The sequence below is a fragment of the Chryseobacterium antibioticum genome (genome assembly GCF_012927325.1).
Lineage (GTDB): Bacteria > Bacteroidota > Bacteroidia > Flavobacteriales > Weeksellaceae > Chryseobacterium > Chryseobacterium antibioticum.
This window is the reverse complement of the sequence record NZ_JABBGI010000019.1, coordinates 64,941-89,784: the sequence shown is the minus strand read 5'-3', so window position 1 is coordinate 89,784 and position 24,844 is coordinate 64,941. Positions and strand designations below refer to the sequence as shown.

Annotated in this window: 22 protein-coding genes and 1 riboswitch; of the genes, 10 read left to right on the top strand and 12 right to left on the bottom strand. The window is 38.8% G+C overall.

Annotated elements, in window-relative coordinates:
• Nucleotides 1–272: 272 nt before the first annotated feature.
• From HHL23_RS15300 to tsaE, 6 genes are all read right to left on the bottom strand, one after another.
• Nucleotides 273–662 (bottom strand): hypothetical protein, encoded by a 390-nt coding sequence (locus HHL23_RS15300; protein ID WP_169235662.1) that lies wholly within the window; start codon nucleotides 660–662, stop codon nucleotides 273–275.
• 109 nt (nucleotides 663–771) lie between these two features.
• Entirely contained in the window at nucleotides 772–1,482 is a 711-nt protein-coding gene (locus HHL23_RS15295) for a LytR/AlgR family response regulator transcription factor (RefSeq protein ID WP_169235661.1), read from the bottom strand.
• Entirely contained in the window at nucleotides 1,460–2,230 is a 771-nt protein-coding gene (locus HHL23_RS15290; RefSeq protein WP_169235660.1) for a histidine kinase, read from the bottom strand. The genes HHL23_RS15295 and HHL23_RS15290 overlap by 23 nt, the downstream gene beginning before the upstream one ends.
• Before the next feature lie 51 nt (nucleotides 2,231–2,281).
• Nucleotides 2,282–2,653 carry a hypothetical protein gene (locus HHL23_RS15285; protein WP_169235659.1) on the bottom strand — a complete coding sequence of 124 codons (372 nt, stop codon included), beginning with the start codon at nucleotides 2,651–2,653 and terminating at the stop codon, nucleotides 2,282–2,284.
• On the bottom strand, nucleotides 2,653–3,846 hold the full coding sequence (locus HHL23_RS15280) for an alanine dehydrogenase (protein ID WP_169235658.1): 1,194 nt from the start codon (nucleotides 3,844–3,846) through the stop codon (nucleotides 2,653–2,655). Before HHL23_RS15280 ends, HHL23_RS15285 begins: the two co-directional genes overlap by 1 nt.
• A 70-nt stretch (nucleotides 3,847–3,916) precedes the next feature.
• Complete coding sequence (gene tsaE / locus HHL23_RS15275; protein WP_169235657.1) at nucleotides 3,917–4,324, bottom strand: tRNA (adenosine(37)-N6)-threonylcarbamoyltransferase complex ATPase subunit type 1 TsaE; 408 nt, start codon at nucleotides 4,322–4,324, stop codon at nucleotides 3,917–3,919.
• Between the two features lie 169 nt (nucleotides 4,325–4,493).
• Here tsaE and dnaG point away from each other — a divergent pair, with 169 nt between their 5' ends.
• Together dnaG and clpP are read left to right on the top strand one after the other, a co-directional pair.
• Nucleotides 4,494–6,476: a DNA primase gene (dnaG, locus tag HHL23_RS15270; protein WP_169235656.1), complete on the top strand. Its 1,983-nt coding sequence runs from the start codon at nucleotides 4,494–4,496 to the stop codon at nucleotides 6,474–6,476.
• 121 nt (nucleotides 6,477–6,597) lie between these two features.
• Nucleotides 6,598–7,284 carry an ATP-dependent Clp endopeptidase proteolytic subunit ClpP gene (gene clpP, locus HHL23_RS15265; RefSeq protein ID WP_169235655.1) on the top strand — a complete coding sequence of 229 codons (687 nt, stop codon included), beginning with the start codon at nucleotides 6,598–6,600 and terminating at the stop codon, nucleotides 7,282–7,284.
• A 326-nt stretch (nucleotides 7,285–7,610) separates the two neighbouring features.
• On the opposite strand, the gene HHL23_RS15260 is transcribed toward clpP, so the two are convergent.
• Nucleotides 7,611–8,735: a T9SS type A sorting domain-containing protein gene (locus tag HHL23_RS15260; RefSeq protein ID WP_169235654.1), complete on the bottom strand. Its 1,125-nt coding sequence runs from the start codon at nucleotides 8,733–8,735 to the stop codon at nucleotides 7,611–7,613.
• An 82-nt stretch (nucleotides 8,736–8,817) separates the two neighbouring features.
• Nucleotides 8,818–9,009, bottom strand: a riboswitch (cobalamin riboswitch).
• A 246-nt stretch (nucleotides 9,010–9,255) separates the two neighbouring features.
• On the opposite strand from HHL23_RS15260, the gene HHL23_RS15255 reads away from it, so the two are divergent.
• Nucleotides 9,256–10,521 (top strand): esterase-like activity of phytase family protein, encoded by a 1,266-nt coding sequence (locus HHL23_RS15255; protein WP_169235653.1) that lies wholly within the window; start codon nucleotides 9,256–9,258, stop codon nucleotides 10,519–10,521.
• Nucleotides 10,522–10,616: 95 nt separating this feature from the next.
• On the opposite strand, the gene tpiA is transcribed toward HHL23_RS15255, so the two are convergent.
• From tpiA to HHL23_RS15230, 5 genes are all read right to left on the bottom strand, one after another.
• Complete coding sequence (tpiA, locus tag HHL23_RS15250) at nucleotides 10,617–11,378, bottom strand: triose-phosphate isomerase (protein WP_169235652.1); 762 nt, start codon at nucleotides 11,376–11,378, stop codon at nucleotides 10,617–10,619.
• A 175-nt stretch (nucleotides 11,379–11,553) separates the two neighbouring features.
• On the bottom strand, nucleotides 11,554–13,680 hold the full coding sequence (locus tag HHL23_RS15245; protein WP_169235651.1) for a S9 family peptidase: 2,127 nt from the start codon (nucleotides 13,678–13,680) through the stop codon (nucleotides 11,554–11,556).
• Between the two features lie 27 nt (nucleotides 13,681–13,707).
• Nucleotides 13,708–14,058: a tellurite resistance TerB family protein gene (locus tag HHL23_RS15240; protein WP_169235650.1), complete on the bottom strand. Its 351-nt coding sequence runs from the start codon at nucleotides 14,056–14,058 to the stop codon at nucleotides 13,708–13,710.
• A 135-nt stretch (nucleotides 14,059–14,193) separates the two neighbouring features.
• Nucleotides 14,194–15,306 carry a BT_3928 family protein gene (locus HHL23_RS15235; protein WP_169235649.1) on the bottom strand — a complete coding sequence of 371 codons (1,113 nt, stop codon included), beginning with the start codon at nucleotides 15,304–15,306 and terminating at the stop codon, nucleotides 14,194–14,196.
• Between the two features lie 6 nt (nucleotides 15,307–15,312).
• A complete protein-coding gene (locus HHL23_RS15230; RefSeq protein WP_169235648.1) occupies nucleotides 15,313–15,876 on the bottom strand; it encodes a DUF1599 domain-containing protein in 564 nt (187 codons plus the stop codon).
• A gap of 343 nt (nucleotides 15,877–16,219) precedes the next feature.
• On the opposite strand from HHL23_RS15230, the gene folP reads away from it, so the two are divergent.
• The 7 genes from folP to ilvA all read left to right on the top strand — a co-directional run bounded on the left by folP (nucleotide 16,220) and on the right by ilvA (nucleotide 24,593).
• Nucleotides 16,220–17,083 carry a dihydropteroate synthase gene (gene folP / locus HHL23_RS15225; RefSeq protein ID WP_228464788.1) on the top strand — a complete coding sequence of 288 codons (864 nt, stop codon included), beginning with the start codon at nucleotides 16,220–16,222 and terminating at the stop codon, nucleotides 17,081–17,083.
• A 337-nt stretch (nucleotides 17,084–17,420) separates the two neighbouring features.
• A complete protein-coding gene (ilvE, locus tag HHL23_RS15220) occupies nucleotides 17,421–18,293 on the top strand; it encodes a branched-chain-amino-acid transaminase (RefSeq protein ID WP_169235647.1) in 873 nt (290 codons plus the stop codon).
• Nucleotides 18,294–18,505: 212 nt separating this feature from the next.
• A complete protein-coding gene (gene ilvD / locus HHL23_RS15215; protein WP_185194881.1) occupies nucleotides 18,506–20,185 on the top strand; it encodes a dihydroxy-acid dehydratase in 1,680 nt (559 codons plus the stop codon).
• A 10-nt stretch (nucleotides 20,186–20,195) separates the two neighbouring features.
• Entirely contained in the window at nucleotides 20,196–21,920 is a 1,725-nt protein-coding gene (ilvB, locus tag HHL23_RS15210; RefSeq protein WP_169235645.1) for a biosynthetic-type acetolactate synthase large subunit, read from the top strand.
• A 17-nt stretch (nucleotides 21,921–21,937) separates the two neighbouring features.
• Entirely contained in the window at nucleotides 21,938–22,219 is a 282-nt protein-coding gene (locus HHL23_RS15205) for an ACT domain-containing protein (protein ID WP_169235644.1), read from the top strand.
• A gap of 52 nt (nucleotides 22,220–22,271) precedes the next feature.
• A complete protein-coding gene (gene ilvC, locus HHL23_RS15200) occupies nucleotides 22,272–23,318 on the top strand; it encodes a ketol-acid reductoisomerase (protein ID WP_169235643.1) in 1,047 nt (348 codons plus the stop codon).
• A gap of 12 nt (nucleotides 23,319–23,330) precedes the next feature.
• On the top strand, nucleotides 23,331–24,593 hold the full coding sequence (ilvA, locus tag HHL23_RS15195) for a threonine ammonia-lyase IlvA (protein WP_169235642.1): 1,263 nt from the start codon (nucleotides 23,331–23,333) through the stop codon (nucleotides 24,591–24,593).
• Nucleotides 24,594–24,844: the final 251 nt, after the last annotated feature.

The following is a 24,844-nucleotide window of genomic DNA, read 5'->3' as shown; positions in this document are numbered from 1 at the left end:
ATGCAAAGTTGATGAGAATATATTGATGTTGAATACCCCTTCTTTTTAAAATGTAATAAATGTTCTAAATAATGTAATAAAAACCTTAAGCCTAATTAACGAAATTGAGATTATGGAGAAGGGAGCGGGAAGAGGCAGGTTAAAAAAGTGAATACGAAACTTACTAGTTTTGATTCTTTACCCTTGTCAAGGTTTTAAACCTTGACAAGGGTAACCTATTAGGGCCTTAATAACTTCACTCCTACGACCCAACTTCCTGACTTCAAAAAAATCTATTTTAATGAATATCCCAAGCCGATTCCAACTTTCCAGGTTCCGTTTTGTGAAGATGTTTTTGTGTTATAATAGACCGGGATCTGAAGCGCTATCTTTTTGTACACTACTGTAAGACCTGCTCCAAGGTTGGGTGTGATCGGGCTATTTTTCGTCCCCGGAGAATGATCTTCTTTAATCCGAAGTGAAGGAAGCATTCCGGCGATCAGTTTTAGTCCTTTATCGGTAAAGCTGACGTTCGGACCTGTAAAGTTGATAAAAGCTCCATGATCTACATATCCTGCTGCTACAATTCCGTTGAAAAAGGCGACTTTTACCTTTGAACCTGTTTCCTGAGAAAAGCAAAGCCCGGATATGAGAATTCCTGCTGCATACATCCAGTTTTTCATTATAAAATCATTTAATCTGTAGCAAAAATAAACAGGACAGAGATCGCAAAAGGAGAAGATGTAATGAAACCACGGTATTCTGCAGTGAAACCGCAAAGGTCTGAAAGATCTACTTTCCGAACAGTTCCATTAATGAATTTTTATAAGCTTCTCCAATCTGGAGTTTAAGGAAATGATCGCTTTCCGTCTGAATGGTGGTAATGACTTCGTTGGTAGAAAATACCTTGATGGAAGCCAGGGCTATGATCTCTTTTTTATTCACCTGGGCGAAATCTTTGGAAGGAAGCATTTCAAGAAGCGTTTTAAAACTGAGATTTTTAAGGACAATGATGGTTCCGTCGTTCAGGATGATATCTTTGTCACGGCTGTCGATCTCGGATGTTTTAATGTAGGCGATCTGTTCAGTAAAAATAACGGTCCTGCCGATATTGGTGTTCCATTCGATCAGATCTTTTTTATGAGGAGCATCTACGAGTTCTTTTGCTTTTTCGAAAGCCTGGATCAGCCTTTCTTTTTTGATGGGTTTTCTTACGTAGTCTACCACATTCAGATCAAAAGCTTCTGCTGCATATTCTTTATAAGCGGTGGTAAAGATGATCTTTTTGGAGCCGGAAATAATTTCTGCCACCTGAAGTCCGGTCATTCCCGGCATTTCAATATCCAGGATGCACAAATTACAGTCGATGTTGTCTATTTCACTCAGGAAAATTTTAGGATCGTTGAATGCCTTTACCACTTCTACATTTTCGATCTGTTCGCATAGAAGTTTTAAATAACTGATCGCCAGTAATTCATCGTCAAGAATAACGCATTTTATCATAGAATTCTCCTAAATTGATTTTTAATTCTGCCGTGAAGATACCGTTTTTCGAACTTTTTTCAAGCTGGTAATGATTGCTGTAAATCATTTTAAGCCTTTGATCCAGTGACTGGCTTCCAAAACCGCTGTTTTCCTTTTCCAGAATATTCTTTAAGGAAGACTTGTTGCTGACTTTCATGGTGAAAATCCTGTTTTCAAGCTCCATATGGATCGAGATAAAAGAGTCCTGAGCCAGAAAATCTGTATGTTTGAAGGCATTTTCAATGAGGTCGACAGAGATCAGCGGAGCGAAAACCTTTTCTTCATACACCGCATCAGATTTATTGATTTTAGACTTGATCCTGAAATCAAAGAGGGGATTGATCTTTATTTTATTGATCTCAATAAGGCTTAAGGCAAAATTCAGTTCCTCTTTCGGGCTTACAAATTTATTGTTGCTTTCGTATAAAATATAATCCAGGACATTCGCCAGCTTATCCAGAGACATATAGGTCTGGTAGGCGTGGGACTGTACAGAATTCAGGATATTCTTAAAGAGATGGGGATTTAGTTTTGTGCCGATATGTTCCAGCTGAACTTCATTCAGCTTCTGTTCAATGATCTTATTGGTTTCAGACAGCCTCGTATTTTTATGTCTGAAGTTGCTGTTCTGGCTGAACAGGTAGATGCTGACTGTGAGCAGAAAGAAAATAGCAAAAACTCCAGTGAATATCAGATAATCGTGGATCATGTAGTAATTGCCTTCCATAAAAATAACGGTTAATGATCTGTAAACAAAGTTAGTAAAAGATCTTTAGGATTATTTAAGTTTTTTAAGACTGTTGACATTGACGGTTTCTTCACACTTTTCAAAAGTGATCTCATAAGAAGGATTCTTCTCAGGATAGGTAATAACATAGTCCGGACATGGTTTTTTCTGAGCATGACTTCTGTCAAAATCTACTTTTCCATTGGTAATGATGCTGTCTTTTATAAATTTCTCATCAATTTTATAAGTGATCATTCCGTTTTTGACGTCTTCAGAATATTTGAATTCCTTAGACAGGGTTTCTGCGATCACACGGCTGTTGGGAAGATATCCGCTGCAGCTCGCGCCTTTTTTGTTTAAAATAAAAAATACAAGAATCAGACCAGGAACAAGGCCTATTAAAAAGAATTTAAACTTTTTCATTAGAAAATTAAAAGATTGATATCATGGTAAGTAAGTCCGAAACGGTCGCATATCACTTTTTTGGTATGTCTTCCTTTGTACATATACAGACTCTGCTTCATTTCATTTTTGCGGATCAGCATATTTTCAAAACCGCCTTCTTCATCATAATTCAGAATATAGGAAAGAAAGAAATTGGAGATCGCTTTTGTAGTGGTTCTCGGCATTCTTGACGTAAGATTCGGGAGCCCACAGTGGATAACACCGTGTTTGATGATATAAGGATCCTCCATCGTCGTTAGCTCAGACGTTTCTATCACTTTACCGTTGTCTATGGTAATATCGATAATCACACTGCCTTTCTTCATTTTCGCGACCATTTCTTCCGTAACGATAGGGGTCATATTCAATCTCGGAAGTGCACCGATAACCACATCGGCACGTCTTAATGCTTTGCTTAATTCTTTAGGATCAATAATTGAAGTCGGAACGCGGCTGTCTACAAGGGTATGAAGTCTTCTCAGCTTTGAAAGGGAGTTGTCAAAAACCCTTACGCTGGCTCCAAGTCCGATAGCTGCTTTTGTGGCAAATTCTCCCACAATGCCTGCTCCTAAAATAACAACTTCTGCAGGTCTCACTCCTGTGATGCCGCCCAGCATTAAGCCGTTTGACAGCGCAAGAAGTTCAGATGCATATAAAACAGATACTGTTCCTGCAATTTCGCCGATCAGTCTTACCAAAGCAAGCTGTTTGTATTCGTCAACGATAAATTCAAAAGCGATGGCATTGATCTTTCTCTCCGCCAACTTCAGGAAATAAGCTTTATCTCTAAGGTTGATCTGAAGGGCTGAAACCAGATACGTATTAGGTTTCATATAATCAATCTCATCTTCTGTAGGAGGATTAATTTTCAGAATAAGATCCTGTCCGAAAGCTTCTTTAGGATCATTGGTGATCTTTGCTCCAGATTCAGAATACTGCAAATCTGTAAAAAAAGAGCCTTCTCCGGCACCTGCTTCTATAATGAGTTCATGGCCGTGTTCTACCAGTACCTGTACCGCATCCGGAGTAATGCACGTTCTCCTTTCGTTAAGACAGGTCTCTTTAGGAATTCCAATACTGAACTGCTTTCCTTTCTTAATAACCTCCAACTTTTCTTCTTTCGGCATCAATTCTTCTTCAGTAAAAGGAGTAAAAATATTTGTAGTACTCATTCTTTAAATAAATTATGTCTTACAGGTTGTTGTTTTTCAATTGAATTTATGAAGCAAAGATACATAATATTTACTCGAATGAAATTTCTCTTTCATCCCCTGTATTCACAATGCTCATTGTGTGGTACTTAAGCTCGTAGAGCTCTTCTTCATACACTTCAGGCCATTCTATGATGCATAAAAACGCATTATCCAGGTATTCTTCAATCCCGATATCATAGACTTCTTCAATGTTTTTTAAACGGTAAAGGTCGAAGTGGTAGATCTTTCCTTCAGGTGTACTGTATTCGTTGACAATAGAGTAGGTAGGAGAGTTCACTTCATCCTGGCTTCCCAGATTTTTGAGAAGAAACTGAGTGAATGTCGTTTTGCCTGCACCAAGGTTTCCTTTTAAAAGAAGGATGTTATGCTTTAAGTGAGGAATGATCTTATCGACAACTTCCTGCCAGTCTTCGATGTTTTGTATCGTATAGTTCATTATTTATTTAAGTTTTTTAAAACGTGCCATTAAAATAAAAGTAGTATTTAAAACTGTTTTCAAAAATAATCAATGAAAGTGATTTATAAGTTAAAAAATAGATAGAATTAACAATTTGTATCTAATTTCCAATATCCGATATCTGTATAAATTTACTTATTTTTACGCTATGATTTCCAAACAGACCATAGACAAAATTTTTTCAACGATACGGGTAGAAGAGATAGTAGGAGAGTACGTTCAGCTGAAAAGAGCCGGGTCTAACTTTAAAGGGCTCAGTCCTTTTCATGATGAAAAGTCTCCGAGTTTCGTTGTTTCACCAAGCAAACAGATTTGGAAAGACTTCTCAACAGGAAAAGGGGGAACTGCCATTTCTTTCCTGATGGAGATTGAAAATTTTACCTATCCAGAAGCCCTTCGCCACGCGGCTAAAAAATACGGGATCGAAATTGAAGAAGATCAACGTGAATTTTCTGAAGAAGCAAAACATGCACATACCGAAAAAGATCAGCTGTATAAAATTCACGAAGTGGCCAATACTTATTTTCAGGAGATTCTTTGGGATTCGGAAGAAGGAAGAAGTATTGGTTTGGCGTATTTCAGAGAACGTGAGCTGAAAGATGATATCATCAAAAAGTTCCAGCTTGGATATTCCGTGGAAAAGAAAAATGCCTTCACCGTTTATGCGGAGGAAAAGGGCTACACGAAAGATATTCTTGAAAAATCCGGACTTTCTATATTCCCCGAAAATACACCATCCGGAATCGACCGTTTCAGAGAAAGAGTTATTTTCCCTATTCACAGTTTTTCGGGCAGGGTTTTAGGTTTTGGGGCAAGGATTCTTAAGAATAATGTCAAAACTGCTAAATATCTTAACTCGCCGGAAACGGAAATTTACCATAAATCCAATGTTCTTTATGGTTTAAATCAGAGTAAACAGGCAATTTCCAGAAAAAATAACTGTCTGCTTGTAGAGGGTTATATGGACGTGATCGCGCTTCATATGTCAGGGATCGAGAATGTAGTGGCCAGTTCAGGAACATCTTTAACTATTGAACAGATTAAACTGATCAAAAGGCTGACGGAAAACGTAACCATTCTTTTTGACGGTGATAATGCCGGGATCAAGGCGAGCTTCAGAAGTATTGATATGCTTTTGACGGAAGGGATGAACATTCGTGTCCTGCTTTTCCCGGAAGGTGATGATCCGGATTCATTTGCCAGAAAACATCCGCAGGATTATGTAGAAAAGTTCATCGAAAATGAAGCGACAGACTTCATCGACTTTAAAGCAGAGATCCTTTTAAAAGATGCTGGAAATGATCCCATAAAAAAAGCCGAAGCGATTCAGAATATCGTAAAATCGGTTTCTTTTGTACAGAATGCACTGAAAAGAGAAGTTTATCTGAAAGAGGTTTCCAATAAATTCGGACTTTCGGAACAAAGTCTTTTCAATGAACTGGATGTTCAGAAACAGATCACACAAAATCAGCATCAACACGTTCAGCAGCAAAAAGAAAAAGCTCCTGCTAAGCTTGAAATTGTGCCTCTGGATGAGGAAAAAGAAGATCCTTATTTGTATGATGTTCTGTTTATGGAAAGCAAGCTTGTGGATCATATGCTGATGTTTGGCGATGTTGTTTTGAAAAGAACCAATGAAAAGAACGAAGAATATCAGATTACCGTCATTGAAGAAATCCTTCTGCATTTTGAAGAAGAACAATATAATTTTTTAGTAAAAGGCAATGAAATTATCATCAATCAGGTGAAAGATGGTATTCAAAAGGATGAGCTGAGAAGCGGGAACTTTTTTGTAGCTTTTATGGATGAAGAAATTACTTCCAAGGTAGTAGATGCCCTGATTCCTTTGGATGAACTGGAAAACTGGGGTTCCCGAAATATTTTCCCTCCCAATTACGGTGACAAAATAGCGGAACAGGTGCAGGGAGACGTTCTGTTGCATAAATACAGATATATTGACTATCTGATCAAAGAAACTGCAAGACAGCTGGATCAGTACAGCGGAACGGATGAAGTGAAATATTATGAGCTGATCAAAAAGATTACCCTGCTGAAACAGGCATCCATCAGATTAAGCGATATTATTGAATATTCACCTATCAAAGGTATTTACGTTGATAGGAAAAGATAAATTGCAGACATACCGCTGAGCATCAGGCCGGAATTCTCTGACAAAAAGTCCTATAAAATTTTAGGAATAAAAGTTGTAATTTAAACTTCGATAAATATTTATATAATACATAATAGACAATATGGACATTAAAAAAGACTTCAGAGATTTCTCTGTAAAACATTTAGGAAATAGCGGTCTTGCTACCGATCAGTATATGGGAATGTATGGTCCAACGAATCTTACGCCGTATATTATGGAAGAAAGAAGATTAAACGTTGCCCAGATGGACGTGTTTTCACGTCTGATGATGGACAGAATTATCTTCTTAGGAACAGGAATTGACGATCAGGTTGCTAACATTGTAACAGCCCAGCTTTTATTCTTAGAAAGTTCTGATTCTGCCAAGGATATTCAGATTTACATCAACTCTCCGGGAGGAAGCGTTTATGCAGGTTTAGGAATCTATGACACGATGCAGATCATCAAGCCGGACGTAGCTACGATCTGTACAGGAATGGCAGCTTCAATGGGAGCGGTACTTCTTGTGGCAGGAGAAAAAGGAAAACGTTCTGCACTTAAGCATTCAAGAGTAATGATTCACCAGCCTTCAGGAGGTGCTCAGGGAGTAGCTTCAGATATGGAGATCAACTTGAGAGAGATGCTTAAATTAAAGCAGGAGCTTTATGAGATCATCGGTCACCACTCAGGACAAACGTACGAATGGGTAGAAAAGTCTTCAGACAGAGATTACTGGATGACTTCTGAGGAAGCTAAAGGCTATGGAATGGTAGACGAAGTTTTACAGAGATCTACAGAGAAAAAATAATTTCCTTTTCAGGAATATTGAAAAACGCACCGGATTTCCGGTGCGTTTTTTTATTGCTTGATTTGTATTTTAACCACAAAAGGGGCAAAAGTTTTTTAGCACTTTGGCTACTTTCAAGCTTAAAAAATTTGTGAAAAGAAGATCACTTAAGTTCTATGAAAATCAAAGATTTTCACAGCGACAAAAATTTGTCGACCCCAATTCCCCTACGATGGAGGGGTGGCGAAAATTCAAAGAATTTTTGACGGGGTGGTTTAAAAAGCACTCAACTTCATCACTTCAAAGGTTATAAAAACAAAAACGCGCCCCTCGAGGCGCGTTTCCATCTATTTTTTAATGATCTTATGAACCGTCGTATTCTTTGATGTTTTAATTTCCACCATATAATTTCCGGTTTTCAAGGCCTGAATATTGAGTCTTGCTGTATTTGCAGTCAATATCTTTTCTCCTGAAACAGTATAGATATTCACTTCTTTAATACTTTCTACAGTTTCTATCTGGATAAAATCACTTGCCGGATTAGGATAGATTCTGAATTCCTTTTTATTGATGTCAGAAACACTTAAAATAGAGCTTGATGCTTCTCTTGGAGTAAATGGTATTCTGTTTCCAAAGCTAAGGCCCAGCCAGTCGTTATTTCCCAACTGGATTTGAGATAAATTGGTGTGTCCTCTCCAGCTTGAAAGGTCTTTTCCTTTGAAAAGCTTCCACGTATTGGTTCCTGATGTATTTCCTGTAAAATTATTGAGAGATAATGTACTGATCTGGTCGCTTACTGATGTAAAATTGAAATAAGGAGCTTGTGCATGAATCAGCTGAAGAGCCTGCTCAGCGGTTAAGCTTCCATTGTATTTAATTCCAAAAACAAAGGAATGAGCTTCACCATTTGAATTGTTCGTCCCAAAATCGATAACAACAAGACTTGTATTGCTTCCCGTTCCGATCCAGTTGGTGATCTGTGAAGGATTGTACCAGAAAGAGCTGTAAGCTGCCACAGGAGGAGAAGGATGGGAAAGTGGAGGCGTAGTAGAGGTGAATCCATAACCGAAAGAAATACCATACCATTTTCCATTAACTAATGGATCATTGTTTACGCCATTATTCAAATTCATGTTTTCTACAGTAGGACCGGACCAGGTAGACCAGTAATCTTCCAAACTTGGAATGTGATGGTTGTAGTTGAAACTGTAAAGAAAACCAGAAGGCACTTCTGCTTCTATTTTAGGATCTGCGGCATCAATAGCATTGATGAGGTCTTCCATCGTAAGATTATTCGCATCATACCGATAGCCCCAGGCATACGATGTAGGATTATTGCTGTCATTAAAATCGGCGATGAAATAAGCTTTTTTGGAGCCTGTTCCTACCCAGAATTTAATATCATTCTCTGTAAACTGGGCAGAGAATAGCTGCAGACATAGCAGCAGGAAAAAAAGATAGATCTTTTTCATAATATAATTAAATTAAAGTTTTATTCCCGAAACTTTCCCGCAGGAAAAAGAATAAGAATCTTTTTCAGATCCTTCTTTTCCTGAAGTGAACGCAGATAAGGCAGGTCTCCTGGCTCGCTTCTCGAAGTACGCCTTCCCGGATTGAGATCCAGTGGCCTATTGTACTCAAAGTTTAAAACAGCTTACAGTTGCGGGTACAGCCCAAGCATTGAATTTCTTCTCACTTGATTCCCTGTTAATGAACAGATGTTCAGCCTTAACTGCTGCAAATATATCATATAAATTTTTGAAGCTGTTTTGTGAATTATTGTATGGTTTCTTTATTTGTTTAGCTGTCAGATTACTTTTAGGAAGATGGTTTTTTGATTTAATAAAGAATTAAAAAGAAGATTGATGATATTCGGATTAATTCAAGTGTTTAAAATAAATTCATCTAACGATCTTATTGTTAAAATACAATTGTTATTAAATTCAACATCAGTTTATAATCAATGTATACTTTCGCGGCATAAAAGTAACTATGAGAAAACTGCTGTTATCGGCGATCGTATTCACAGCGCTTGCATCATGTAAAGATGATGACAACAAGATGAATAACCAGGATATCAATTATGCTAAACTTCCTCAGGAATTTCCTTTCTCCAAATTGACAACTATTAATGGGGTAGATGTTATTAACGGTGGCTTCGGTTCAGGCGCAGCTGCCCATCCAACGAGAAAAGGGGAGTTTTATGTGATCACCGACCGTGGCCCGAATACGGATTATCTGAACGGAAAGAAATTTCCAGCCCCGAATTTTACGCCAACAATTATGCATTTTAAGATCAATGCAGAAGGAAATATAGAGGTCATTAAATATATTAAACTTAAAAATCCTTCCGGCCAGCCGATCACAGGTCTTCCGAACCCTGCAGGAATGGGAAGTACAGGAGAAACAGCCTACGACTCATCAGGAAATGTTTTGGGAACAGACAATTACGGACTGGACAGTGAAAGTATTGTAGCGGCAGCAGACGGAACTTTTTGGGTTTCTGACGAATATGGTCCGCACATCGTTCATTATAATGCAGAGGGAGTGGAGTTGGAAAGAATAAGCCCGATAGGAGTCAATACCGGACCAAGAAAACTACCGGCTGTTTTGGCGAAAAGAAGAGCGAACAGGGGTATGGAAGGACTGTGCATCACTCCGGATGGGAAAATGCTGGTAGGAACCATTCAGTCTACCATGTATGTTCCTACAAAAACTCTCGCCACAAATACAACGTTAACCAGAATTGTCACTTTTGATATTGCAACAGGACAGACGAAACAGTATCTGTATAAGCAAAATGGAGGGGCATCAGATTCTGTATGTGATATTACAGCCATCAGCAGTACGGAATTTCTTGTGATAGAAAGAGACGGAAACTTTGGCTCTCAGGGAGGAACCAAAAAAGTATACCGGATCAATTTTGCTGGAGCTTCAGACGTGAACGGGACCGATATTGCGGCTGTTGACGGTATGAAGATCAATAATAAAGCTTTAGAACAGTCTACGTGGGATGAAATTACGAATGCAGGAATAAAGCCTGTTTCCAAGGTTTTAGCTGTAGATCTGGTAGCAAAATTAGGATATGAACATGATAAATTTGAAGGCATCGTTTATTTAGGCAACAATAAACTAGCAGTCTTCAATGATGATGATTTTGGAATTTTAGACGACGGAAACGGAAATCCAAAAGCGAAGATCCTTCCTAAAACCAGAAAAGTAGACCAAGGAACAATGTATGTAGTCGATATTCAATAATTAGATTTTTTTTAAGAAAACGGCGGCATCGAAGATGCCGCCGTTTTTAACTCTATATGTTTTTAAATTCAATAGAAATTGGCTTTAGCCGAAACCTACGAATTAAAACCTTCAATAATTTTAGAAAAATCCTCTAATTTTAAAGCGGCACCTCCGATCAGTCCACCATCGATATCAGGCTGAGAGAAAATCTCTTTCGCATTATCAGGCTTCACAGAACCTCCGTAAAGGATAGAAATTTCGTCAGCCACCTCCTGTCCGTATTTTGCAGCGATGATGCTTCTGATGTGTGCATGAATCTCCTGAGCCTGAGCCGGAGAAGCTGTTTCACCTGTTCCGATCGCCCAAACCGGTTCGTAAGCGATCACTACTTTTTTGATCTCTTCAGCAGAAAGTGTGAAAAGAGCAACTTCAGTTTGGTTTTTCACCACTTCAAAATGCTGTCCAGCCTTTCTCTGTTCAAGCGTTTCACCGTTACAGTATACAGGGATCAGTCCTTTATCAAGAGCTAATTTGATCTTTCTGTTGCAGTGAGAATCTGTTTCACCGTGGTATTGTCTTCTTTCAGAGTGCCCGATTAATGAACCTGTCGCATCGATAGATTCCAGCATATCTGCAGAAAGTTCTCCTGTATAAGCACCGCTTTCATGCTCGCTCATATCCTGAGAGAATACGCCAATCTCATCCTTTTCGAAGATATCTTTAGCCATCATCAGATATAAAGAAGGTGGCGCTATCCATACTTCGCAGTTGGTGGTGTTACTATTTTTATAGCTAAGTAATTGAATCATTAACTGTTGTGCGTCAATGACATTTTTGTTCATTTTCCAGTTTCCTGCAACTATTTTTCTTCTCATAGCCTTATATAATTATGTGAATTATTGTTTATTATTTTTATTTCGCGCAGATTGTAATGATTTAGCAGATTTAAAGGTAGTTAACTACTTTTTTATTGATTTTAATTCCAATATTACTTTGTCTTCTACTAAATTTTAATTTTAAAATTAATCGCAAAATCTGTCAGATGTTTAATTACTTATCAATCCCTTCAAGTTTAAACATGAAAGCATACACCAGGGAAATATCCTTCAGGTAATCAAACCTTCCCGAAGCACCACCGTGGCCATAATTCATGTCTGTTTTTAACAGCAATACGTTTTTATCCGTTTTCATATCCCTAAGTTTGGAAACCCATTTCGCAGGTTCAAAATATTGTACCTGAGAATCATGAAGTCCTGTTGTTACCAAAAGGTTTGGATAATTTTTCTTTTCGATATTTTCGTATGGAGAATAAGATTTCATATAGAAATAAGCTTCCTTATTGTTTGGATTTCCCCATTCATCATATTCGTTAGTCGTCAATGGAATACTTTCGTCAAGCATTGTATTAACCACATCTACGAAAGGAACCTGTGAAATCATCCCGTTCCATAAATTTGGACTCATATTCGCGACAGCGCCCATCAAAAGTCCTCCCGCGCTTCCGCCCTGAGCATAAAGATGTTTTGGTGATGTGTATTTTTCTTTAACCAGATATTCTCCGGCATCGATGAAATCGGTGAAGGTATTCTTCTTTTTCATCATTTTTCCGTCTTCATACCATTGTCTTCCCATTTCCTGGCCACCACGGATGTGAGCCATGGCAAAAGCAAAACCTCTGTTCAGAAGACTTAGCCTCGTACTGCTGAAAGCCGCATCCATTGAATTTCCGTAAGAACCATAGGCATACAGAAGCAGCGGGCTGTTTCCATCTTTTTTTAATCCTTTTTTATACACAATGGAGATCGGAATTTTTGTTCCGTCTTTTGCCGTTGCGGAAAGTCTTTCGGTAGTATACTCGTCTTTAGCATAACCGCCAAGAATTTCCTGTTGTTTCAGTAACGTTCTTTTTCCTGTCTTCAGATCCTGTTCAAATTGTGAAACAGGCGTAATCATTGAAGTATAGCCGAAACGGAAATTATCTGTGTTGTATTCGGGGTTTTCCAGTGAAGAAATGGTGTAAGCAGGTTCGTCAAATGTTAACGCTTCCTTTTTAGCGGTCTTTCTGTCGTAAATAACAAGCTGAGTAAGTCCATTCTGTCTTTCACTGAAAACAAGATAGTTTTTAAACGCACTCACAGACTGCATTAAAACATCATTTCTGTGTGGAATAAAATCCTTCCAGTTTTCAACACCTGTTTTATCTAAAGGAGTTTCTGCAATTTTAAAATTAAGCGCATCTTTATTCGTTCGGATCAGGAATTTGTCTTCCAAAGGAGTGATAGAATATAAAACATTCTTCATTCTCGGCTGGAAAACTTTGAATGTGCCGTTCGGATCATCAGCATTTAGATATCTTGTTTCAGAAGACGTTGTGGCGCCTGAATAGATAAGAATGAATTTCTGATTTTTGGACTTGTATACCGAAATATAGTTGGTATGGTCTTTCTCCTCATAAACCGTCACATCTTTGCCTGGATCAGTTCCCAGCGTATGTTTTTTAATTTTTTCGGACAAAAGAGTAACCGGGTTCTTCTCCGTATAAAAAATGGTTTTATTGTCATTCGCCCATTCTGCGGATCCTTCTGTATTTTTAATACCCAGATCGGTTGTTTTTCCGGTCTTCAGATCCTTTAAAAATAAAGTATACTGTCTTCTGGAAACATCGTCAACGCCATACACCAGTTTGCTGTTGTCCGGGCTTATGCTGAAACCGGTAGCATTATAATAAGGATGTCCTTCCGCCAGTTGATCTATATCCAGAAGGATCTCTTCAGGAGCAGTAAGACTGCCTTTCTTTCTGCAGTATTTGAAATACTGCTTTCCTGCTTCTGTACGGGTATAATAAAAATATCCGTTGTCGAAGACAGGAACAGATTCATCTTTTTCCTTAATACGGGCTTTCATTTCCTGGAAGAGTTTGTCCCTGAAAGGTTCTGTATCTTTCATCATGCCTTCCCAATAGGTATTTTCGGCTTTCAGATAATCAACCACCTTCGTAGAATCTTTTCCTTTTTTAAAATAATCGATCATCCAGTAATACGGATCATTCACTTTATCACCGTGAATTTCCCGGATGTGTTCCTGCTTTTCCGCAATCGGAGCTTTTAAAGCAGGGAATTTTTGAGATTGTATCGTAGAAGCACTCATAATTAATATTCCAAGATAAAACTTCTTCATGATGTATTTTGTTTTTGGGTGTGTTGTCTAGGCTAAATTCCACAGGTTTTTCAAAAGCTTGTAGAAGGTGTGCTCTTCATCAGTCACCTTATTATCAGCTTTGATCAGTGTTTTAGCGAATTGAGCAAATTTTACGCGCTCATCTTCTGTAGAATCATCATGGAAGCATCTTGCATGGAATTCAAAGTGATCTTTCCATTCCTCAGGCTGTAAAAGAGCCAGCGTTTCCAGTTCATTGTCAAGATTCATTCTGAACGGAAATTCGTCTGCCATATACTGCTGAATCAGCATTCCTTCTTCAGGAGCAAATTCTCCGTCTACAGAAGAAAGGATCATTAAAAGGTGGTAACCAGCGATTGATTTATTTGATTTTTGCATTTGTAATTGTATGTTTAAGTTTAGTGTTTAAATTTGATAATTGCGTGATTCGGGATTGGAAGAGTTTTAATTCAAAATTTGAAATTAACCATTCAGAATTTACTTATTGACCATTCACGATTCACAATAATCTTCCTATTTCAAATAGTCTTTTGCAGGCTGTTTGTCTACAATTTTTCCTTTCTCCAATACCACTATAAACGGGTTGCTTCTCGCAATAGTTTTGATTGCAGTTCCGTCCATCATAGCATTTTTGATGGTTTTAAAAGTGTTCTGATCTGTAGAAACGCCATAGATGACAGCTCCTTTTTGGGCATTTACTTTAGCTTCAAGTTTCTGAATAAGATCAGCCGGAACTTCTTTCGGATGATAAGAAAAAACAAGTATTGCTTTAGGGGCATTAATGATTTCATCCGTCAGGTCCATTCCTGTAGGATCTTCAATTTTGAATTTTACGATCTCAGATTTATAGCCTTCTTTCGTCAGAACAGATTCATTTTTGCCTTCCTCAATTTTCCAGGGAGAACCTTCTGCCCAGTATTTGGTTTCTTTAATATAATCATCCTGGTTCACCTTTAAAACCTCTCCGGTTTTCTGGTTTTTAAGTGAGTAAAAAGTCTTGTATTCTGAAGGGTTTTTATTGATTTTTTCCTTTTCAGCTTTGATACTCGTCCCGATTTTATAATCACGGAAATCAATCAGTGGTTCATGCATGATTCCCTGAGCCATAATGTAAATCATGATCACCGAAAAAAGGCCTAAAAGAGCATATCTGAACTTACCGGATGATGGTTTCGTATGATCGCTGCTGTACTCATCTTTTTTACGGAATTCTTTTCTATAAAGAATGAACAGGATCATAAGACCAACAAGAAGCACAATATCTTTAATAAAGCTCTGCCAAGGCGTAAACTTGATCGCGTCGCCAAAGCATCCGCAGTCCGTTACCACATTGAAATAAGCCGAATAAAAAGTAAGGAACCCAAAGAAGATACAAAGGGCAATTAACGCCGAAAGAGTGAATTTAAGCTTCAGTTTCAGTAAAAGCATAAAACCCAGGAAAAGCTCCAGTACGACAACAATGATCGAAAACAGAAGGGCAAATTTTTCAAGGAATGGCATATTGAAAACCGATGGTGCAAAATATTCTTCCATCTTGAAAGAAAATCCTACCAGATCCACAGCCTTTACAAAGCCTGAAAGAATGAAGATAACAGCAATAATAAACCGTAATAAACCTTTGATCATATTAAATTATTTTTGGGGTTCGGAAATATTTTCTTTTTCAGAGAACTTAATCAGACAGAAAACAGCATAGTTTAGCATGTCGAAATAATTGGCATCCAGACCTTCAGAAACGATGGTTTTTCCTTGATTGTCTTCGATCTGTTTTGTTCTCAGTACTTTCTGGTAAATAAGATCAGTGATAGAAGAAATTCTCATGTCCCTCCATGCTTCACCATAATCATGATTCTTTCTTTCCATTAAAGCCTGAGCATCATTAGAATATTGATCATAAAGACTCAAAACTTCTTCCTTATTTTCATTAAAATCATTGGAAAGCCCTTTTTCAAGCTGGATAAGTCCGATGATAGAGTAGTTGACGATGGCGATGAATTCATCTTCCTCGCTTTCATCCACCATTTTTTTATCCGTCATCTGTAGCGTACGGATCCTGTTCACTTTAATGTAAATCTGATCCGTAATAGAACTGGGTCTCAAAACCCTCCATGCTGCGCCGTAATCCTGCAATTTTTTACTGAAAAGATCACGACACTGACTGATAACTTTCCCGAACTGTACTGATGTTTTTGACATAAATTCTCTTAATCTCCCAAATATACGAATTAGGTTTAAGGTAGCAGGAATCAGGGATTGATTTTTGTCAGAGTTTAGGCGTTTGGGGTTAGAGAGTTTGAGAGTGGGAGGGTTTTAGAGTTGTTTCTGTTGTTTCTTGTCAGGGAATTTTGAAAGGAGGAATTTTAAGTTTAATATTTAATTTTGAATTCGTCCCTGCCGAAGCTCTTATCAACGAATAACAAACAACTGTCAACTAGCAACCATCAACAAACAAAACCATCAACTCCTCACATTCAACAATAAGTCTTAATTTTGCAGAATACAAAGATCACTTATCAATCATCATTTATCAATTATAGATATGTTCTCAAACACTCAAACGCTCAAACCTTTCCATTCCATCAATTGCAACGGAAGACTGGTAGAATTGAGCACTCCAAAGATTATGGGGATCCTCAATCTTACCCCGGATTCCTTTTCCGACGGTGGAAAGTTTAACAGTGAAAAGTCAGCACTCGAACATGCCGAAAAACTTCTGAAAGACGGTGCAGAGATCATTGATATCGGACCACAGTCTACGCGCCCAAATGCTGAATTTTTGACCAGTAAAGAAGAGATTGAGAGAATAGGAAAGATGATTTCCCAGATTAAAAAAGAATTTCCGGAAGCATTGATATCACTGGATACATTCTACGCAGAAACCGTAAAATTCGGATTTAATGAAGGAATTGATATGATCAATGATATTTCCGGAGGGCAGTATGACAATAAAATGTTTGATACCGCTGCTGAAACGAAACTTCCCTACATTCTGATGCATGTAAACCCGTCTTATGAAACCATGCATGAAAAAGTGAAATTCGAAGATATTACACTCGAAGTGAACCGTTATTTTTCTAAGAAGACCAATGAACTTCTTTCAAAAGGAGTGAAAGATATTATTCTTGATCCCGGTTTCGGTTTCGGAAAAACAATAGAAGATCAGATGAAAATGATCGGTGAAACGGAGTATTTAGGTTTTGGGAAATTTCCTTTATTGATAGGTATTTCCAGAAAGTCATTTATTTATAAACCGCTTGGGAAATCTCCTCTGCACATCAATGAAGAAACACAGAAACTTCATAGGATAGTTTTGGAGCAGGGAACCAAAATTTTGAGAGTGCATGATGTAGCTGAAACTGCAGCAACCATCAGACAATTTTGCAAAAAAAATAAAAAGTGTTAAAAAACTTGCTCAGTATTTAAAATTGAATACATTTGCAGTATGAATTTTACGAATCAGAAAAATATTATTGTCATTTCTAGCATTATTGTTGTCATTAACAACAGTTAGGAATCGGCATTATAAAATATTTTAATTTAAATTATATAAGCCGTTTCATATTGAAGCGGCTTTTTTTATTTCAATCATTATGTATCAGTTATTAACAGTAATTATTATCGTCATTATTATTCCCTTGCATTGGTGAGAAGGATAGAGTATGACTGTACATATTTGAGCCCTCTCACATCGTGAGAGGGCTTTTTTTATTCCCTTTTGTTAATTTTTTAAACCCTATACAATGTATTACAGCGACAAAACTATCGTGTATTTTGATGGAAACTTCTTAAAAGCCAAAGAAGCAGGAATGGACCTTTACGGACAGTCACTTCATTACGGCTATTCTGTTTTTGAAGGCATTAAATCTTACAGGACCGATCACGGAACCAAAATCTTTAAAGCAGAAGAACATTATGAAAGACTGAAAAGATCAGCGGAACTGATGCATATCCCATTTGATTATACGGTTAGCCAGCTTACGGATATCACATATGAACTTTTGGAACTTAACGGATTCAGTGATGCTTACATCCGCCCGCTGGTAACATGTTCCCCTAATATGTCACTTTCAAAAGGACAAAAATCCTACCTGTCTCTGCTCGCCTGGGACTGGAGCAATGGCTATCTCGCAGATAAAATGAAAATCATGACTTCTACTTTTCAACGTCCAAATCCCAAAGCTTTTAAGATAGAAGCCAAAGTAGGCGGACACTATGTCAATTCTATTTTGGCCTGTCAGGATGCCAAAGACAAAGGATATGATGAGGCTTTACTGTTGGACGAAAATGGGAATGTAGCAGAAAGTTCAGGCGCTAATGTGTTCTACGAAAAGGACGGAACATTATTTACACCCGCAAAAGGAAACATACTGCCAGGTATCACAAGACAGACCGTTTTTGAAATATGCAGTCAGCTTCATATTCCCGTTAAAGAAACCTTCTTTAAACCTGAAGAAATGAGAGGTGCTGATGCCGCTTTTTTCTGTGGTACGGCAGCTGAAATTGTAGCGTTGGATTCTTTGGATGATGTTCCTTTCACCAAAAACTGGAAAGATACAGAAAGTGAAAAAGTACAGCAGGCCTATCTGAAACTGGTAAGAGTTCTGTCATTGTAAATTTTAAGAACATAAATAGTTAATTATCAAATGAATACATCTATTTTTCAAACAGTTGAATATTGTAATTTTCATAAAATTGAAAAGGAAAAAGATATTACAAGCTGTAGTTTTGAATCAAAATTAAGTAAAACTTCATTTATGAGCTCCGAAAAAATTGAAATTTTTGATACCACACTGAGAGATGACAAGAACAGCAAATGCAGGATAATATGTTAAATAGATATTCAAAAACATTCACCCAAAACAGTGAACAGCCCGCCGCAAAAGCAATGCTTTACGGGATAGGATTTACAGATGAAGATATGAAGAAAGCCCAAATCGGAATTGCCAGCATGGGTTACGACGGGAATACCTGTAATATGCATCTCAACGATCTCGCCAAAGTCGTGAAAAAAGGAACCTGGAATCACGGTCTTGCAGGATTGATATTCAATACCATAGGAGTAAGTGACGGAATGAGCAACGGGACAGATGGAATGCGATATTCACTGGTAAGCCGCGACGTGATTGCAGACAGCATCGAAGCCATCTGCGGAGCACAGTATTATGACGGAATTATTGCATTACCGGGATGTGACAAGAATATGCCGGGAACCATCATTGCGATGGGAAGACTGGACAGACCTTCGATTATGGTGTACGGAGGAACAATAGCCCCCGGATGTTATAAGAATGAACCGCTTAATATTGTTTCAGCCTTTGAAGCTTTAGGAAAAAAAATTGCCGGGGAAATTTCAGAAGAAGATTTTAATGGCGTTATTAAAAATTCCTGTCCCGGAGCGGGAGCTTGCGGAGGAATGTATACTGCCAATACCATGTCTTCAGCTATCGAAGCATTGGGAATGAGTCTTCCGTATTCATCTTCCAATCCCGCATTGAGTACAGAAAAGCAAAATGAATGTCTGGAAGCAGCAAAATATATCAAAATATTACTGGAAAAAGACATTAAACCATCAGACATCATGACAAGGAAGGCTTTCGAAAATGCACTTCGTCTGATCATCATTCTTGGAGGAAGTACGAATGCCGTCCTGCATTTTATAGCGATGGCGAAAAGTGTCGGCGTTTCTGTCACTCAGGATGATTTCCAGAAAATGAGCGATATCACGCCGGTATTGGCAGATCTTAAACCAAGCGGGAAATACCTTATGCAGGATCTTCATGATCACGGGGGGACGCCAGCCGTAATGAAATATTTACTGGAAGAAGGTCTATTACATGGTGATTGTCTTACGGTTACCGGAAAAACCATCGCTGAAAATCTTGAACATGTTCCCAGCCTGGATTTTAATAAACAGAAGATCATCAGACCCTTATCAAATCCTATTAAAGAAACAGGGCACCTGAGGATACTGTATGGCAATCTTGCAGAAAAGGGAAGTGTAGCAAAAATCACAGGGAAAGAAGGTGAAAAATTTTCAGGAAAAGCAAGAGTGTTTGACGGAGAAAAAGATCTCATCAAAGGAATTGAAAACGGCAGAGTTCAGCATGGAGACGTCATTGTCATTCGACATGAAGGGCCAAAAGGCGCACCGGGAATGCCTGAAATGTTGAAGCCTACCAGTGCTCTGATCGGAGCAGGATTGGGTGGAAGCGTAGCTTTAATTACCGACGGAAGATTCAGTGGCGGAACCCATGGTTTCGTAGTAGGACACATTACTCCCGAAGCGTATGAAGGTGGTCTGATTGCTTTTGTGAAAGATAACGATCTTATTGAAATAGATGCAGTAAACAACACCATAGAACTAAGAGTTTCCGAGGAAGAAATCGAGCAGAGAAAGGAAGGATGGCAAAAACCTGAACTTAAAGTCAAAAAAGGACTGCTGTACAAATATGCACTCACCGTTTCATCAGCTGCCGAAGGCTGCGTAACAGACGAAATCACTTAATAAAAATAGAATGAAGAATCTAAATATATCAACAGAAACAGAAATTAGCGGAAGCCGGATCATCCTTGAAGCATTTCTTCAGGAAGGGGTAAAAACGATATTTGGATATCCGGGAGGAGCTATTATTCCAATTTATGATGCCCTTTACGATTATAAAGATCAGTTGGAGCATATTCTGGTCCGCCACGAGCAGGGAGCGGTCCATGCCGCGCAGGGGCTGGCCAGAGTTTCCGGAGAAGTAGGAGTGGTTCTGGCCACCAGCGGCCCCGGAGCAACCAATCTTGTGACAGGATTAGCCGATGCATTACTTGATAATACACCTATTGTATGCATCACAGGACAGGTTTTTGAACACCTTCTTGGAACCGATGCTTTTCAGGAAATAGATGTGATGAATGTGACAAGTCCAGTTACGAAGTGGAATTATCAGGTGACCGATGCAGATGAACTGTCCGAAGTATTGGCCAAAGCATTCTACATTGCAAGATCAGGAAGACCTGGCCCGGTATTAATAGATGTGACAAAAAATGCCCAGTTGCAAAAGGTTTTGTATAGAGACTATACGCCGTGTGATTCTTTGAGAAGCTACAGGCCTGACCCTGTTCCCAATGTGGAAAATATAGAAAAAGCAGCTGGATTAATTAATCAAGCAGAAAAACCATTCATCATTGCCGGACAGGGAATTATACTGGGAAAAGCTGAAAAAGAGTTTATACAGTTCGCGGAAAAATCAGGGATTCCGGTAGCATGGACGGTCCTGGGAATGAGTGCTATTCCCACAGATCATCCGCAGGCTGTAGGAATGGTCGGAATGCATGGAAACTACGGGCCAAACATCCTTACCAATGAATGCGATGTTCTGATTGCAATAGGAATGCGGTTTGACGACCGGGTGACAGGAAGACTGGATCAATATGCCAAACAGGCGAAAATCATCCACCTGGATATTGACAAAGCAGAAATCAACAAAAATGTAAAAGTTGATGTGCCGGTTCTGGGAAACTGCAAAAAAACGTTACCACTTCTTACCCGATTGATAGAATCAAGACAACATACTGAATGGCATCAAAAGTTTAAAGATTGTTATGAAATTGAGCGGCTTAAGCTGATCAGCCACGAACTGTATCCTACTGAAGGAGAAATTACCATGGGAGAAGTAATTCGAAATCTGAATGAGATGACCCGGGGAGAAGCTGTGATTGTCAGTGATGTTGGGCAGCATCAGATGGCTACCTGCAGATATTCCAGCTTTAAGCATACCAGAAGCAATATTACCAGTGGCGGACTGGGAACGATGGGTTTTTGTCTGCCCGCTGCTATAGGAGCTGCTTATGGAACTGACCGTCCGGTTGTTGCAGTGATGGGCGATGGCGGAGCTCAGATGAATATTCAGGAGTTGGGAACGCTGATGCAGTATCAGCCCGATATCAAGATTTTGATTTTGAATAACTGCTATCTGGGAATGGTAAGACAGTGGCAGGAACTTTTTCACGAAGAACGGTATTCTTCGGTAGATATTCAGAGTCCGGATTTTGTGCAGGTAGCCAAAGGATATCATATTCCCGGAAGAAAAGTAGTACAGAGGGAAGAGCTGGAAGCAGGCCTCAGTGAAATGCTTCATCATAAAGGAGCATTCCTTCTGGAAGTAATGACCGGAAAAGAGCATAATGTTTTCCCGATGATCCCTCAGGGGAAAAGTGTTTCCGAGATTGTACTGACTCACAATAAAGTTTAACATATTAATAGAAAAAGATGAAACCAGAAAATAAAGAATATACCATCACGGCCTATACAGAAGATTATCTGGGGCTGATTGGCAGGATCAATGCTATTTTTTCAAGGAGAAGAGTCTCTATTGTGAATCTCAATGTAGGTCCCTCCGAAATGGAAAAAATAAAAAAGTTTGTGATCGTGATTAAAGAAACGGAAGAATCTGTACAGAAAATCACCCAACAAATGGAAAAGCAGGTAGATGTGCTGGAAGTACATTATCATAAAAATCCATACCTGACAGCGATATTAAATGCGAGCTGAGCAGATATAGAATTAAAATATAATAATTAACAACAAATAAAAAATTAAAAAAATGGCAAAATTGAATTTTGGCGGAGTAGAAGAAAACGTAGTAACAAGAGAGGAATTTCCATTACATAAAGCTCAGGAAGTATTAAAAGATGAGGTAATAGCAGTGATTGGTTATGGAGTACAGGGGCCGGGGCAGGCGCTTAACCAGAGAGATAACGGCGTTAATGTGATTGTTGGCCAGAGGAAAAATTCAAAATCATGGGACAAAGCAGTTGCAGACGGTTTTGTACCTGGAGAAACATTGTTCGAAATAGAAGAAGCTTTACAAAAAGGAACAATTATTTGCTATCTCTTAAGCGATGCAGCCCAGATCGAATACTGGCCTAAAGTAAAGCAGCATCTTACCCCTGGAAAAGCGCTGTACTTTTCTCACGGTTTTGGAATCACCTTTAATGAGCGTACAGGAATTGTTCCCCCGGCAGAGGTTGATGTATTTCTTGTTGCCCCTAAAGGATCCGGAACGTCATTGAGAAGAATGTTTCTGCAGGATCGCGGACTGAACAGCAGTTTTGCCGTGTATCAGGATGCTACAGGAAAGGCAAGAGAAAGAGTGACTGCATTAGGTATAGCTATTGGAAGCGGTTATTTATTTGAAACAGATTTTAGAAAAGAAGTATTCAGCGACCTTGCAGGAGAAAGAGGAACATTGATGGGTGCTGTACAGGGAATATTTGCGGCCCAATATGAAGTATTAAGGAAAAATGGACATAGCCCTTCTGAAGCATTTAACGAAACCGTCGAAGAATTAACGCAATCATTAATGCCCTTAGTTGCAGAAAACGGCATGGACTGGATGTATGCGAACTGCAGCACCACAGCTCAAAGAGGAGCATTAGACTGGTGGAAACGTTTCAGAGATGCTACTTCTCCATTGTTTGAAGAATTGTATGACAGCGTTGCGAAAGGGGACGAGGCTCAGCGATCTATCGACAGCAACAGCAAACCGGATTACAGAGAAAAACTGGAAGTAGAACTCACAGAGCTTAGAGAAAGCGAAATGTGGAGAGCCGGTAAGACCGTCCGCAGTCTGAGACCAGAGAACAATTAATGCCATTAAAAAATGATGAGAGAAGAAACGTATCCATCCGTTTTAGACAATGTCTATAGGGCAGCCGAAAGGCTCAGAAATATAGTTGTAAGAACACCTTTGGCTGTCAATAACAATCTTTCCACTATTTATAATGCCAAAATAAGCTTTAAAAGAGAAGATCTGCAAAGAGTGAGATCCTACAAAATCAGGGGAGCTTACAATAAAATGGCAGTGATGTCCCCGGAAAGCCTTGCAAAAGGTGTGGTTTGCGCCAGCGCTGGAAATCACGCTCAGGGAGTTGCTTTTGCATGCAGTACGATGAAGGTGAAAGGAACTATTTTCATGCCTTTACCCACTCCCGGGCAGAAACTGGAGCAGGTAAAGATGTTCGGAGGGAGTGCTATAGATATTGTTCTTTACGGGGATACTTTTGATGAAGCAAAAGATGCTGCCGTGAAGTTCTGTGATGAAAACGGAGGAATATTTATCCATCCGTTCGACGATCAGAATATCATTGACGGACAGGCTACGGCAGCACTGGAAATCCTTGAGCAGTCGGAAGAGCCAGTTGATTATCTTTTTGTTCCAATAGGAGGAGGAGGACTGGCTGCGGGTGTATGTACGGTATTCAGTGAATTGTCTCCACATACAAAAATAATAGGAGTGGAGCCTTCTGCAGCGGCAAGCATGAAAAAAGCACTGGAAAATGGAAAGCCGGTGCTTCTTGAAAAGATCAGCCGTTTTGTGGATGGTGCTGCCGTGCAGAAAGTGGGAAATCTTAATTTTGAACTTTGTAAAAATGTATTGTACGATATGGCTTTAGTGGATGAAGGAATGGTTTGTGAAACTATTCTTTCCCTCTACAATAAAGATGCTATAGTGGTAGAACCTGCCGGAGCTCTTTCTGTGGCTGCATTGGAGAAATATAAGGATCAGATCAAAGGTAAAAATGTAGTATGCATCATCAGCGGAAGCAATAATGATATTACCCGGATGGAAGAGATTAAAGAAAAAGCTCTTCTATATGCTGGTTTAAAACATTATTTCCTGGTTCGGTTTGCACAACGTCCGGGAGCTTTGAAAACCTTTGTGATGAATGTTTTGGGACCGAATGATGATATCACTTTTTTTGAGTACACCCAAAAAAACTCAAAGGAGAAAGGGATTGCTGTTTTGGGGATTGGATTGAGGAATAGTGAGGATTTCACTCCACTGCTTAACAATATGAAGAAGTATGATTTTTTTGTCAATTATCTGAACAATGATCCGTCTTTAATGAATCTGCTTATTTAAGTAACAGGTATTGGTTTATTGGAAAGTTTGCAGAAAATAACTTTTTATAACCGATAAACATCTGACATAGGAAAATGGAGCGTTAAGAAAATAAATTCTGTGAACGTCAAGAAAATTCTACTGTCTGAAGCGCGGGGCTGTAACCGAAACGAAGCAGAAATAATAAATCCGCGCAAGTTTTAGAATTTTTAGAGAACAGTATTTATTTTTATCGGAATTTTCCCAGTCTTGAATTTTTGATTCTTTTGTTT